This is a genomic window from Hwanghaeella sp. LZ110 (assembly GCF_048892525.1).
Taxonomy (GTDB): Bacteria; Pseudomonadota; Alphaproteobacteria; order UBA8366; family Aestuariispiraceae; genus Pacificispira.
The window spans coordinates 12,084-25,068 of record NZ_JBLZHT010000001.1 but is presented as its reverse complement, the minus strand read 5'-3'; the positions used below and the strand labels follow the sequence as shown (position 1 = coordinate 25,068).

The 12,985-nt window shown below is 53.8% G+C and carries 14 protein-coding genes; 7 read left to right on the top strand and 7 right to left on the bottom strand.

The annotated features are described in order from the left end of the window. Window positions 1–63: 63 nt before the first annotated feature. The 5 genes from ACOSDM_RS00130 to ACOSDM_RS00110 are packed head-to-tail and all read left to right on the top strand — an operon-like array spanning window position 64 to window position 4,086. Window positions 64–825, top strand: coding sequence for a DeoR/GlpR family DNA-binding transcription regulator (locus ACOSDM_RS00130; RefSeq protein WP_420722430.1), 762 nt, complete (start codon window positions 64–66; stop codon window positions 823–825). A gap of 47 nt (window positions 826–872) precedes the next feature. Next, window positions 873–1,385 (top strand): TRAP transporter small permease subunit, encoded by a 513-nt coding sequence (locus ACOSDM_RS00125; RefSeq protein WP_420722429.1) that lies wholly within the window; start codon window positions 873–875, stop codon window positions 1,383–1,385. Further along, complete coding sequence (locus ACOSDM_RS00120) at window positions 1,382–2,713, top strand: TRAP transporter large permease (protein ID WP_420722428.1); 1,332 nt, start codon at window positions 1,382–1,384, stop codon at window positions 2,711–2,713. The genes ACOSDM_RS00125 and ACOSDM_RS00120 overlap by 4 nt, the downstream gene beginning before the upstream one ends. 53 nt (window positions 2,714–2,766) lie before the next feature. Beyond that, on the top strand, window positions 2,767–3,840 hold the full coding sequence (gene dctP / locus ACOSDM_RS00115) for a TRAP transporter substrate-binding protein DctP (RefSeq protein WP_420722426.1): 1,074 nt from the start codon (window positions 2,767–2,769) through the stop codon (window positions 3,838–3,840). Window positions 3,841–3,858: 18 nt separating this feature from the next. Beyond that, window positions 3,859–4,086: an aspartate dehydrogenase domain-containing protein gene (locus tag ACOSDM_RS00110; protein WP_420722425.1), complete on the top strand. Its 228-nt coding sequence runs from the start codon at window positions 3,859–3,861 to the stop codon at window positions 4,084–4,086. Between the two features lie 91 nt (window positions 4,087–4,177). Here the strand turns inward: ACOSDM_RS00110 and gloA are convergent, their stop codons facing one another. The 3 genes from gloA to ACOSDM_RS00095 form a co-directional block, all read right to left on the bottom strand. Beyond that, window positions 4,178–4,720: a lactoylglutathione lyase gene (gene gloA / locus ACOSDM_RS00105; RefSeq protein ID WP_420722424.1), complete on the bottom strand. Its 543-nt coding sequence runs from the start codon at window positions 4,718–4,720 to the stop codon at window positions 4,178–4,180. A gap of 12 nt (window positions 4,721–4,732) precedes the next feature. Next, the gene (locus tag ACOSDM_RS00100) at window positions 4,733–6,265 is read right to left on the bottom strand and encodes a class I adenylate-forming enzyme family protein (RefSeq protein WP_420722423.1); all 1,533 of its coding nucleotides are present in this window, start codon (window positions 6,263–6,265) and stop codon (window positions 4,733–4,735) included. Between the two features lie 99 nt (window positions 6,266–6,364). Continuing rightward, window positions 6,365–6,799 carry a cupin domain-containing protein gene (locus tag ACOSDM_RS00095; RefSeq protein WP_420722422.1) on the bottom strand — a complete coding sequence of 145 codons (435 nt, stop codon included), beginning with the start codon at window positions 6,797–6,799 and terminating at the stop codon, window positions 6,365–6,367. A 149-nt stretch (window positions 6,800–6,948) separates the two neighbouring features. Between ACOSDM_RS00095 and ACOSDM_RS00090 the strand changes: the two genes are divergently transcribed. Beyond that, window positions 6,949–7,944 carry a helix-turn-helix domain-containing protein gene (locus ACOSDM_RS00090; RefSeq protein WP_420722421.1) on the top strand — a complete coding sequence of 332 codons (996 nt, stop codon included), beginning with the start codon at window positions 6,949–6,951 and terminating at the stop codon, window positions 7,942–7,944. A 213-nt stretch (window positions 7,945–8,157) separates the two neighbouring features. On the opposite strand, the gene ACOSDM_RS00085 is transcribed toward ACOSDM_RS00090, so the two are convergent. After that, a complete protein-coding gene (locus tag ACOSDM_RS00085) occupies window positions 8,158–9,192 on the bottom strand; it encodes a YeiH family protein (protein ID WP_420722420.1) in 1,035 nt (344 codons plus the stop codon). A gap of 42 nt (window positions 9,193–9,234) precedes the next feature. Next, the gene (locus ACOSDM_RS00080; RefSeq protein WP_420722419.1) at window positions 9,235–9,966 is read right to left on the bottom strand and encodes an SDR family NAD(P)-dependent oxidoreductase; all 732 of its coding nucleotides are present in this window, start codon (window positions 9,964–9,966) and stop codon (window positions 9,235–9,237) included. Between the two features lie 154 nt (window positions 9,967–10,120). On the opposite strand from ACOSDM_RS00080, the gene ACOSDM_RS00075 reads away from it, so the two are divergent. Further along, entirely contained in the window at window positions 10,121–10,711 is a 591-nt protein-coding gene (locus tag ACOSDM_RS00075; RefSeq protein WP_420722418.1) for a nitroreductase family protein, read from the top strand. On the opposite strand, the gene ACOSDM_RS00070 is transcribed toward ACOSDM_RS00075, so the two are convergent. Both ACOSDM_RS00070 and ACOSDM_RS00065 read right to left on the bottom strand, forming a co-directional pair. Further along, a complete protein-coding gene (locus tag ACOSDM_RS00070) occupies window positions 10,678–12,138 on the bottom strand; it encodes an MmgE/PrpD family protein (protein ID WP_420722417.1) in 1,461 nt (486 codons plus the stop codon). The two genes, ACOSDM_RS00075 and ACOSDM_RS00070, sit on opposite strands and share 34 nt — an antisense overlap. Continuing rightward, window positions 12,086–12,982, bottom strand: a complete 897-nt coding sequence (locus ACOSDM_RS00065) for a fumarylacetoacetate hydrolase family protein (protein ID WP_420722416.1) — start codon at window positions 12,980–12,982, stop codon at window positions 12,086–12,088. Before ACOSDM_RS00065 ends, ACOSDM_RS00070 begins: the two co-directional genes overlap by 53 nt. Between the last annotated feature and the right edge of the window lie 3 nt (window positions 12,983–12,985).

Here is a 12,985-nt window from a genome sequence, read left to right as displayed (position 1 = left end):
GGCATTTTAGTGTTGACGAGCAAAGTGTGAAACCCGCTAATTAACACAAGAGAGGGGTGCTGGGTGTCAAAGAAAACATCAGATCGCAGAACAAGTATTATCAAGCTCATCGCCAGCGACGGCAGGATGAGCGTCGATTATCTGGCACAGGCATTCGGTGTTTCTCCTGAAACCATTCGACGCGACCTGAGCAATCTGGATGCGCGAGGGCTGGTGCGAAAAGTCCATGGCGGGGCGTTACCGCCCCTTTTGCATTCCGAAGGCACGTTCTCAGAGCGCATGGTCGAGGACCCGAAAGCCAAGCAGATAATTGCAAAGAAACTCCGGGACATCATTCAACCTGGCGACACTGTATTTATGGATACAGGGTCAACCACTTTGATCGCCGCCGAAGCATTAGTCATGACGCATGGATTGACAGTGATAACTAACTCACTCAGCATAGCGATGGTCTTCGGGCGTGCGGATGTGGATACTCACATATACCTTCTGGGGGGAAAGTATGCGCCTGGGAATGATCAAACAATTGGGCCAACAGCGCTCGAACAAATTACCCAATTTCAAGTCGACCATGCAATTATAACGGTTGCGGGTCTTGATGCAGACATTGGAGCAACTGACGCCAATGTGGATGAGGCACATATTGCCCGCGCCATGATGAAGCGCGCGAATAACACGGTAGTGTTGGCCACGTCCTCAAAAATTGGACGGCGTGCCGCCTTCAGGGTTTGTGAATTGGGAGGTATTGGAACCGTGTTGAGTGAGGGGCCGCCAGGCCCGGCAATGATGGAAGCATTCTTACGCGCGGGAGTTTCGGTACCTTAACAGCAGGTCCCGAGAAAATGAGGGGGTTACAGAATGGGGACTATCGAATGCAAAATGTAATGCGCAGCTATGTGCGTTTGGTTGATCGCGCGGCACAGTATGTCGGTATTGTTGCGATGTATCTGATCTTTTTGATGGTCGGGGTGTTACTGCTGGACGCCATCACCCGCAATATCATCGATATTCCACTGCATTGGTGTGTTGAGTTCGCGCAATTTACCTTGGCCGCCTACTATTTTATGGGCGGCGCAATGACCATCAAGGACGGTGATCATGTGCGCATGGACTTGTTCTATGAACGCCTATCGCACCGGGGCAAAACGCTGATGGATTTGGTCACGATTTCCTGCCTGCTGTTTTATCTTTCGGTGTTGCTCTACGGATCTATCTCCAGTTTAGACTATGCCATTGATACGAACGAAACGCGGTTTTCGATGTGGAACCCATCCATGATCCCGATTAAATCGCTGATGGTTGCCTGTATCGTGCTGATGATCCTGCAAACCATTTCCCAGATATTTAAACATATAAATGACTTACGTGGAGAAGCCGTTCAATGACCCACGAGTTGATTGCCCTTCTCATGTTCGCATCCATGCTGGTCCTGCTCCTGACCGGACAGCGTGTTTTTGCGGCCATTGGTTTTGTCGCGTCGGCAATGGTGCTGATGCTTTATGGAACGGGCGGTATCGAAATCCCGTTCTCTGCGGCTTTCAAACTGTTCAACTGGTTCCCGATGCTCACGCTGCCCTTGTTTGTCTATATGGGCTATGTCCTTTCGGAATCCGGCATCGCCGAAGATCTTTATAAGATGCTGCATGTCTGGTTCGGTCGCGTTGGCGGCGGTCTGGCGATTGGGACTATTTTCCTGATGGTGATCATATCGGCGATGAATGGATTGTCGGTCGCTGGCATGGCGATTGGGGCAACAATTGCCCTGCCCGAAATGTTACGCCGGGGATATGACAAGGTATTGATCACGGGTGTGGTTCAGGGCGGATCGTCGCTTGGTATCCTGGTGCCGCCATCCGTCGTCATGGTGCTCTATGGCATGATTGCCCGCCAACCTGTCTCTCAGCTTTGGCTGGCCGGGATGATCCCGGGGTTGCTGATGGCAACGATGTTCGTGATCTATGTCGTTGTCCGCGTGAAGCTCAAACCTGAACTTGCGCCGATTGTGTCAGACGAAGAACTCAATATGCCGATGCGCGAGAAGCTGAAGCTGTTGCGCGCGGGCATCATCCCATTCCTGATTTTCTTTGCGATGACAGGGCTCTTCATCATGGGTGTGACCAGCCTTGTTGAAAGCTCCGCTGTGGGTGCGTCTGCAGCGACGTTAGCGGCGGCCGTCAAGGGACGCCTCAGCTTCAAGATGGTCCATGAAACGGCGCGCAAGACACTGGGTGTGTCCTGCATGTTTCTTTGGTTGATCCTTGCAGCCTTGGCTTTTGGGGCGGTGTTCGATGGGATCGGCGCGGTGCGTGCGGTCGAAGACATTTTCCTCAACCGTTGGGAGCTGACGCCCTGGCAGGTCATTATCATGATGCAGGTTAGCTTTATCGTGATGGGCATGTTCCTGGATGATACCGCGATGCTGGTTATCGTGGCCCCGCTATACATTCCATTGGTCAAAGTCCTTGATCTCGGCTTTGAGAACCAATTGATCTGGTTTGGCGTGCTCTACACGATGACATGCCAGATCGCCTATATAACGCCCCCCTTCGGATATAACCTGTTCCTGATGCGGGCGATGGCACCGAAGGAGATTTCACTGCCCGATATCTACAGATCCATCTGGCCCTTTGTGGCTATGATGACATTCACAATCGCACTTGTGCTTTTGTTCCCGCAAATCGCGCTCTGGCTGCCCGAATTGGTCAGAGGTTAACCCCAGAATGGCCAGTGCAAGGCCATCATTTACCAACAGAGAAGGTGTAAAACATGTCTGAAGATACCAAAAAAAGTCCATCCGAGCAGATTCTCTCAACCCGGCGTAAATTCTTGGCCGGATCGGTAGTTGGGGCGGCATCCGCTCTTGCGGCACCAGCGGTCCATGCCCAAACCGGCCCGATCAAATGGCGTTTGCAGACCTATTCAGGTGCCCCTCTTGGTGCGCATGTGATCAAGCCACAGATCGATGCCTTCAATGCCGCCGCAAATGGCGAAATGGAGATCGAGCTGTATTATGCAGACCAACTGGTCCCAACGTCGGAGCTTTTCCGCGCGCTTCAGAATGGCACACTGGATGCGGTTCAGTCGGATGAAGCCACAATGGCCTCACCGGTGGATATCTCCGTCTTTGGCGGGTATTTCCCCTTCGCCACGCGCTACTCACTGGATGTGCCGGCGATGTTCAAATATTACGGGTTGAATGAGATCTGGAAAGAAGCCTATGACGAAGTTGACAATGTCACTTGGTTGTCTGCCGGTGCCTGGGATCCACTGCACATCTTCACGAAAGAGCCGATCCGCTCCCTTGCCGACATGAAAGGCAAGCGCGTCTTTGGCGTACCGACGGCTGGTAAATTCCTTTCCCAATACGGGCTGATCCCTGTCACGGTTCCTTGGGATGACGTCGAAGTCGCCCTTCAAACTGGGGAGCTTGACGGCGTTGCATGGTGTGGCTTTACCGAAGCCTATGAGGTCGGTTGGGCGGACATCTGTAACTATGCACTGACCAACTCAGTGACCGGCGCGTGGTTTGGGTCTTACTTCGCAAACTCTGCCAGTTGGGAAAAAGTACCAGCCCACCTGCAGGAACTGTTCAAAATCACCATCGACCAATCGCATTATTATCGCGCGACCTGGTATTGGGGTGGCGAAGCACGGTTGCGTGTTGAAGGTGAGAAAATGGAACTCACATCCATTCCACCACAGGAATGGGCCACGGTTGTCGCGGATGCGGAAAAGTTCTGGGATGAAATCGCAACTCAGGGCGACCGTCCAAAACGCGTTGTCGATGCGTTCAAGAAATATGCGTCCGTTATGCAGAAAGCAGGCTACCCATACCGCTAGTCTCTAGCATCGGGTAAATTGAAAGATCGGGGCAGGCCACGTGAAATTGGCCTGCCCCTTCTCGTTGCGACTGAGATTTGGTTTCCGGATTCGCCGGAAGCCGTGCTGATCGCGGGTCCAACTGCCCAGGGCGACCGCCACACCGTCAAAGCAAGTGGAGCCTTTGGGGCGATAGAAATCCAGTTGGAGGCTAAAAACCTCCCGGATAATCCAAAATCCTCTGCTCTGGGCGGCGATGGGCATTGAACGGCCCCTGCCCCGCGCGCTCCATCCGCGATGACCTGACACCTGTTCCCATGCCCCCTATATGCATCGGAGCAGCAGAAGGCTAAAGCTTTCAGCGCGTGCGCCCAAGCTCCCCAAGCAAATCCGGTTGGAGAATCTCAATCCAATAGCCATCGGGGTCCTTAATAAAGGCGATGTCTTTCATTTTTCCCTCATCCGGGCGTTTAACGAAAGCGATGTTGTTCTCGTCGAACCAACTGACGGCGGCGGCCAGGTCCGGGACGGAGACGCACAGATGCCCGAATCCCTGAGGCTGACGATTGCCATCATGGTAACTGAAATCAGGGTCCGTCTCAGTGCCCCAGTTATGGGTCAACTCAAGCACGCCTGACTGACCAAACAGCCAACAGGTGCGTTCGGCGCTATCTTGTGGAACAGAGTCCTCCGAGGTGCAGAACCGCAGGAAATAGAGAGAAAAACGCAGATCAGGAAAATCGATTTTTCTGAGCAAACGCATCCCGATGATACGGCAATAAAAGTCCAGCGATCGCTCTGGTTCCTTCACACGCAACATGGTGTGATTGAATGAAAAGCCGCGTGTCTGGTCGGGCGGTGTAACAGACTCCTCACGGATACTCTCAGTCTTCATGGTCATTTTGGCCTCAATTCAATCGGAGTCGAGCTGACGCAGGGCACGGCGCATGATCTTGCCGGTACTCGTCTTTGGCAGATCGGGCACCAGTTGGAATGCACGTGGCACCTTATAAGCGGCCAGATTCTCGCGACAATATCGGCGCAGGTCCTCAAGGTCCAGCTGAGCATCCTCTCTTTGGACAATATAGGCTTTTGCCAATTCGCCCTTGTCGTCATCTGCAACACTGCCCACCGCAACCATCGCGACGCCAGGGTAAGCAGCGATCACCCGCTCTAGCTCAGCAGGATAAATATTAAATCCGGCGGTGATGATAAGATCCTTGAGCCGATCAACGATGAACGCAAATCCTTCTGCATCGATATATGCGAGATCACCCGTCCTGAGCCAGCCGGACTCCAGCAGAACCTCTGCCGTGGCGGCGCTGTTGCCAATATATTCACGCATTGTGATGGGGCCCCGAACCTGCAACTCCCCTACCTGACCGGTCTCAATCGGTGCGGTCGGATCATCAACGGCGGCGATTCGGATCTCCACATGAGGCATAGCAATGCCAATCGATCCCAACTTATGCGGGCCATAAAAAGTATGTGTGGTACCCAGACCTCCGATTTCTGTCATACCCCAGAGTTCAAGTATCGGGCAGCCGAAAACCCGCTCGACGTCCTCTAGCTTGGAAACAGGCATCGTCTGGCCACCGACAGTGCAACGGGTCAATGAAGACAGATCGAACTGGTCGAGACGCCCAAAGTTAAGCAGATACATGTACATGGTTGGCACCCCCTCAAGCAGGGTGGCGCGATGCGTTTCGATGCTTTGTGCGATTCTCTCGGCATCGAACGCAGCATGCAGAACCAAGGTGCCGCCATGCGAGAACGTGCTTTGCATGACAACATTTCCATAGACATGTGAGCATGGCAGCGCCGAAACGATTACATCCTCATGAGTCCGCGCATGCATGACAGATGTCATCTCGACATTCATCAGGATCGCGCCATGAGTCAGCAAAGCGCCTTTCGGATGACCTGTGGTCCCGGATGTGTAGCTCACACTGCATGTATCGATTGCCTGCAGTCCTGACACCGGATATTCGGGTTCAACATCAGCGGGCCAGGTCTGCAGATCGGTAAACTGAATGGTAGCCTTTGGAACTGGCTCCCCCCAGGCGATTCTTGTGGCAGTCATTCCTTCATCGGCCAGACTGCTCAAAGCCGCCAGGTTCTCAGCCGCCCCCAAAATGGCTTTTGCACCGCAATCTTTCATTGCGTAAGCGACTTCCTTGGGTGTCAGCATCAGATTCAGCGGATTGACCACCCCCCCCATTTTGAGGATGGCGTAATAGCTGATGATCCACTCAGCGGAATTGGGCGCACACAGAGAGATTACGTCGCCCTTCTGAAATCCCATCTGCTCAAGATGAGCAGCCAGAATGGACGACTGTTCGTCAAGCGCAGCGTAACTATACGTTGCACCCCCAACAATGAGTGCAGTCTTCGCACCATAGCGACGAGCGGCCGCCCGAATGAGTCCTCCAACAGTGGTTTCCAATGCTCCCCCTATGGTCAATGACCTTATCGATTATTGAATGCTTCTCTCAAGCTGTGGCGGCCCAGAATGCCGCCACAGCCTGTATTGCTTGGGTGGGGACTAGGCCGACCAAGCAGCCCGGGCTTGCTCCCACCCGACAACGGCCATCACCGAGCCATCCGGGTTGGTGAATACAACGGGGCCATCAAACGTCATGTAGAATTCACTATCGATCGGGAAATTGGTGTGCTCATGGACGGCACCGTTAGACTCGTATCCATGGCTTGGAGCAAGAACCGTTGCTCCACCCTTCTCCGCTCCGCCACGAATGTCCATACGCCCTTTGGTCAAAAGATACTGACCGCTCGCAAAATGCGTGTGAGGGGCAATGCTGGATCCTTTGGGGCAGTCGAAGATGGCCGACCAGTCCCCGGTACCCGGGCTGGTGTGGAGAAGCTTCCAACGGATACCGCCAAAAGCGAAAGGCTCGGGAAATGGCTTCCAATCAACCTGGTCAAGTTGCGTTGCAACTTCGGGCAGTCGCGCGTTACTCATGTAAATCCTCCCATTTGTGATTATTGCAAGCTGCCGCCTTGGAGGCGATCTAACCGACTATAGCTAAGTTGCCTGATAGCTTTTTGCTCTTTTGTGCACTACGATTGGTCAAAATGTGCACATTGTGCAGAATAAGGGAGGAGGCAAGAATGCAAGGAACGATTCTATCGAGCGAACAGCATTGGTCCGCGTCCAATATACCCTTTGCGGACCGAACAGATGCATTGCAGCAGGCAATGGGCGCGGTGTATCGCCCCATCGAAATCACGAAGCGATTATCTGTTGGTTTCTCATCCAAAATTCGGTCGCGCGAGATCAATGGCCTGTCCCTCATAGAATGCCGCTGCGACCCCTGCTCGGGTCGAAGGGACAGGACGAAGGTCCATCATGAATGCCCCAGCTTTGGCATCCAGATCATCCAATCCGGAGTCGAGAAAATTCAGTTCGGGACGGAGCAGGTCATTGCGCGTGCGGGAGATGTAATCGCCTGGCGCAGTGACGTTCCATATGAGTTTGAAGTGTTGGAAACGATGCAAAAGACAACTCTGGTCGTGCCCTGGAGCGACGTTGCGTCACGCATTCCAAGAGCGGCCAGGTTCCGAGGCGCACGGACCACCACGAACAATGGTGTCGGCCTGTTGGTGGAAGGGCTTATGCAACAGATGGTCCGGCGCATCGATGACCTTCGTCAGGGAGAGCGCTCCAGTGGCGTCAAGGGCGTGTTCCTCGCCGCCTCCGCGGCGCTACTTGAAGGATCGGTAAAAGGCGAGAAAGAGTCCCTTGCTGAAATACACCTGGAGCAGATCCAACAATACATTCTCAGGAACCTTCATGACATTTCCTTGTCAGCCGAAACAGTAGCGCGGTCCCAGCGAATTTCCGTCCGATACCTTCACAAGCTGTTTGAACGCGCTGAATCTAGCGTCAGCGCTTATATACACAGGCTGCGCTTATCCCGCTGCAAAGAGGATTTGTTGGATCCGCAAAAATGCCACCTCAACGTGATGGAGATTGCAAGTGTCTGGGGCTATACCGATGCTTCTGTTTTCAGCAAAGCGTTTAAGCGCGAGTTTGGGATGAGCGCCACGCAATGGCGCGAAGGCTCTATAGCCGAAGGGGCCCCGATCAAGCGGCCCCATAATTAGCCCGCCCGCAAACCGGGAACGGCAGCTACAGAGGTTTCCTGCAGGCCGAGCGCCAATCTGGAAAGACATTCTTTAACGGGCGCAAGACATGTGCGCACCTTTCGCCATCGGAGATGAAACGGCTGCTTCAAAAAGTGAGATTGCCGCTGACAATGACCTGAGCGCTTCAAATAGCCGAGTTATAGCAGCGAAAGGACCTTGCGGCGACCCAGCCTATAGAGCAAGCCCGCCCAAAATGACAGCGGCCAGGAAGATCGTATCTGCTAGGATTAGAATCATAGCAGATCGGCCAATCCCCATAACCTCACCTAATGACGTTTTCATTCCAACGGCAGAGATGGCAATGATCAGGGACCAGCGGGAGATTTCGCCTAATCCGTCAGTGATCGCCACAGGGATCAGATCAAAAGAGTTAAGCGCGGCCAGAACAAGGAAACCCAGCACAAAACCCGGAAGTAGCGGGGGGCGTGAACCCATCGAGCCGGTGTGACGACCCAGACTTCGAACCGCGAGAGCAATCACCACAACCACGGGCGCCAAAAGTGAGACCCGGATCAATTTTACTAGGGTGGCAATATCACCTGTATTTTCGGACACCGAGAATCCGGCACCAACCACCTGAGCGACATCGTGTATCGTTGCCCCCAGGAAGAATCCAATCTCTGCTTCCGTGTCAAATAGCTGCCCGGCCAGGATCGGATACAGAATCATGGCTACCGTGCTGAGAACCGTAACTCCAACAACCGTAAACAATAGGTTTTTTTCAGAATCCTTATGACGTGGCAATACAGAGGCTATGGCCATCGCCGCCGACGCGCCGCAAATTGCGACGGCCCCCCCAGTCAACAATGCAAAAGTTTTTCGCACCTGCAGAAAGCGCCCTAGTAGCATGGCAAAGGCAATACACAGCAGCAGTGCCACACCAAGCAAGGCAATGTGCCAAGGCCCAACAACCGCCAAAAGGGATGCACTGATCCGCACCCCCATCAAGGCAACGCCAATGCGCAACACCGCCCGTCCGCAGAATTGGATGCCCGTCATACAGCGGCCTTCCACAGATAGAAAATGCAGGGCCATCCCCAGCAGCAGCGCCATCAGCATTACAGGCGCGCCGTAATGTTCTGATATGAACTGCGCCGCAGTCGCAACGACGACACAAACCAGAAAACCTGGGAAGTGATTGAATATAGACGCTGGCTTTAGGCGCTCCATTATGGACCGTATCCAGTCCATGATTGAGATTGGCATACTGATGAATCCGGTTTTAGATCATTGAGTGTGTAAAAGCGCCTATTTAGGATCTTCCAGGCGACCGCCACCATCAATTGCAAGGTTAGCGCCGGTAATATATTTGGCCTTACTGGACAACAGAAAGATGACAGCATTACTGACATCATCCGGTTGGCCAGCTCCGCCAAGCGGTGTTTTCGTGCTGGGTCCCTTGGCCTTTCGGATCGCTTCCAGTCGAGGCGATTCAATTGGCCCAGGAGAAACCACATTTATCCGGATCTGATCCGGCCCGAAACGCTTCGCCAGCCCCTTGACCACCAGATTTATTCCGGCATTCGCGACTGAACCGGGTAAATGTCGCAGCGACGGGTTGATCCCACCACCACCACTCAGCGCAACAATGCTGCCCCCACCCCGCGCCTGCATAGATGGGACGACCGCACGAATTAGGCGGATCGTGCCCATCATCTTCGTTTCCAGCACCGCCTCCCATTCTGCATCCCCAAGATCCATGAAGTCTCCAAAGATCGGTAATGTGGTTGTCACCACCAACCCATCGATGCCGCCGTGGTCCTTAACAATACGCTGTGCCACCATTTCCGTTGTTTCGAACTTTGTGACATCGACATTCATCGGATGGATTCCAGGGACCGGCACCCCCTTCCCCTCTATTTGCCGGGAAGAGGCAATGACAGTTGCCCCTTTTGAGGTCAATTGATTTACAATATCTTCACCAAGGGCGCCCGTCGCACCAACCACCCAAATTACTTTACCCGAAAATTCTTCGCTCACGCGTTCGTTCCTCTTTTCATGAAACCCGCCTAGGATGGCACTCGATATCCTGTCGGTTGACTTAAGTTAGCGCATCGTTCAATTTCATCTAATAAACATTAATGCGCTAGGCGCACATTGTCTAGATGCTTTTGTTAATAGATGGAGCCACTTCATGAAAAGAGCCAATGCCTCACCCCCCATCCATGACCTGCTGGCCGAAAGATGGAGCCCGCGCGCCTTTGATCCAAACGACAGTATGGAGGGAGCTGCGATTGATACCCTTTTGGAAGCAGCCAGATGGGCCCCATCCGCCAGCAACACCCAACCGTGGCGTTTTCTGATCGGAATTCGTGAAGACTCTACTTTCGCCGAAATTGTAAAATCGCTGAAGCCCGGCAATGTCAAATGGGCGCCGAATGCGGCCGTCCTCATTCTCGCCCTGGCAAAGCACGTGAAGGAGGATCAATCGCCCCTGCCCCACGCAGCCTATGACACGGGGCAAGCGGTCGCCCATCTGACGATTCAGGCACAGGCACTGGGGCTTTCAACCCATCAGATGGCGGGATTTGACTCAAAGATAGCAGATACTCTGGGGGTACCGGAGATCTATAAACCAATGACGGTTATTGCAATCGGTCGCACCGGCGACGCGGATCAATTGCTGGAGGAAGACCTGCTGGCGCGAGAAAAAACCCCCAGGCAACGTCGCGCGCGCGACCAAATCGCCATTCAGGGGCGCTGGTCGAAATCATTGGAAGACTGACCGACCGCCGCGAGAAACCCGGTCAGGTCTGTGCATTGATCTGACCGGTCGATCGCCTCAACAATTTCGTCTAAGCGAACAAGTCCCCCCTGCTCTGAAAAGCCGGGGATTCGATCCACACAATCCTGCAATTTGCCCTTGAAAGCAGCGTCAGAAAGCGGCGCCTCGACGCTGCCAGGCATCACAGAGACGCAGCGTTCCAACACACCTTTACTTCGGGTTTTCAAGCGCACCCGAGCGGGCGCAAGCTCACCGTCATTCTCCGGGTCAACGGTAATCTGAATGCGCGCCGCCCATTCCTGAATAGCCGGGTCACATATTGCCGCCAGATCAAGGTCCGCTAGGGAAACTCCACCGCGCAAGATGCAACACGCAAGGGCATAGCGAATGGAGAATTGCGCCGCGACCACCGGGTCTCGGGAGGGATCGAAGTCTCCACCAACCATATGCACCATGAAGGGGGTCACTGTAACTTCAACCTCGGAGATATCGGCCGGATCCAGGGCATTTATAGCGATCAGTTCCAAACAGGCGACAATGGCAGCATGACTGCAACTGCAGACCGGATACCCTTTCAGAATGGTTTCAAGAAAACGGAACTCCCCACCCAGATCCTTCAACAGCAGCGCCGGATCGCCTGCCTGATACAGGGACCACAGCCCACATCGTCCCTCAAGACTTTGCTGTGGCCCTGAGATTCCGGCCTCCGCCGCCAATGCTGCAAAGACACCGTTTCGTGCGGCCAAGGCCGGTTGCAAGCGTTTGGTAAGAACCTTCTCAACATTCGATTGTTGTGACCCGGCCGCCAGACTGAGCGCAATGCCTGTTGCATGGCCGATACGGGTTTCTGGCAACCCAATCAATCGGGCAACGGCCGCAGCCGCACCGAAAACACCGAACACACTGGTATGGGTCCATCCCCGTTGCGGCGGTTTGGCAGAGAAAGACAGCCGTGCTGTTACCTCGATACCCGCAATATAGGCCTCCAGTAGCTGACGTCCGGTCGCCTGCCTTGCCTCCGCCATGGCTAGGACCGCCGGAATAATGACCACATCGCCATGGACGGTATTGCACAATGTATCGTAATCCAATGCGGCAGCAGCATACGAATTGACCAGAGCCGCACCGGAAGGCTGCAATCTGTCACCAGCACCCCAGACAGCGCTGGGACCCTGGGCGTATTCAACCTTTGCAAGGGCCCGAATTTCGGCAACCCCTTCCTCGGAGCCGCCCGCCAATGCGAGGATCACGGTTTCCAGAATATGCCGCTTTGCCCGTGCTATAACTGTCGCCGGAAGGCGATCCAGATCAACATCCGCAACAAAACGGTGCAACTGTTTGCTTTCCCCGGTCATTGCGACATCCGGTCTTTCGTCAGCCTGAAACCCTGTTTCGGATCGTTCCAACGCCGGCAACGCTGGCCTCAACAATATCGCCATCCTTAAGCAGACAGGGAGGCTTCATCGCAAAACCAACACCACTGGGGGTGCCTGTCGCGATAATATCCCCAGGTTCTAATGTCATCCCCTGAGAGAGGACAGATACCAGGGTCGCCAGGTCAAAAATCATGTTCCGCGTGTTGGAGTTTTGTCGCATTTCACCATTCACGGTCAGCGAAATATCCAACGCGCCGGGATCGGAGATGTCACGCGACGGAACAATCCATGGTCCCATCGGGCAACTGCCATCCAACCCTTTACCCTTGAACCATTGGTCATGGCGGCGCTGAACGTCTCGTGCAGTGATATCGTTAATCACCGTATAGCCGTATATATAATCCAATACATCAGATTTCGGAATATTAACGCCCTTCTTGCCGATAATCACCCCCAGCTCGACTTCATAATCCAGATTATCAGTTACGTCGGCATGCAGCGGAATATCATCAAAAGGGCCGATCACGGTTGTTGGTGGTTTGGTAAAATACTGGGGATCCGTCGGGATCTTCATTTCCCGTCCACGGGCTTCAGATGCCTCAGAAACATGCTCCAGATAGTTTCGCCCAACGCAGAAAACATTTTTTCGTGGGCGGGCGATTGGTGACAATAATGTAACATCAGATAACGGCAGCGTTTTCTGTCCTGCATGATCTGCTTCAAAAGCATAGAGCTTATCCAGCACCCCATCGCCTTGTTCTATCAGGTCAATCATACCCGCATCTGAACCAAGCCCCGCCGCGCTGAGAATCTGAGCAACGTTCAGAACCTGATCATCGCCAAGCAAAAGACCGATTTGCGCAGATCCCTTATAATCATAACTTACGAGTTTCATACG

Bases quoted from the DNA above. Each gene is read 5' to 3' on its own strand.
- ACOSDM_RS00125 (WP_420722429.1), top strand. From the start codon at position 873: ATGCAAAATGTAATGCGCAGCTATGTGCGTTTGGTTGATCGCGCGGCA.
- ACOSDM_RS00085 (WP_420722420.1), bottom strand. From the start codon at position 9,192: ATGCCAATCTCAATCATGGACTGGATACGGTCCATAATGGAGCGCCTA.
- gloA (WP_420722424.1), bottom strand. From the start codon at position 4,720: ATGACCATGAAGACTGAGAGTATCCGTGAGGAGTCTGTTACACCGCCC.
- ACOSDM_RS00095 (WP_420722422.1), bottom strand. From the start codon at position 6,799: ATGAGTAACGCGCGACTGCCCGAAGTTGCAACGCAACTTGACCAGGTT.
- ACOSDM_RS00065 (WP_420722416.1), bottom strand. From the start codon at position 12,982: ATGAAACTCGTAAGTTATGATTATAAGGGATCTGCGCAAATCGGTCTT.
- dctP (WP_420722426.1), top strand. From the start codon at position 2,767: ATGTCTGAAGATACCAAAAAAAGTCCATCCGAGCAGATTCTCTCAACC.
- ACOSDM_RS00090 (WP_420722421.1), top strand. From the start codon at position 6,949: ATGCAAGGAACGATTCTATCGAGCGAACAGCATTGGTCCGCGTCCAAT.
- ACOSDM_RS00075 (WP_420722418.1), top strand. From the start codon at position 10,121: ATGAAAAGAGCCAATGCCTCACCCCCCATCCATGACCTGCTGGCCGAA.
- ACOSDM_RS00120 (WP_420722428.1), top strand. From the start codon at position 1,382: ATGACCCACGAGTTGATTGCCCTTCTCATGTTCGCATCCATGCTGGTC.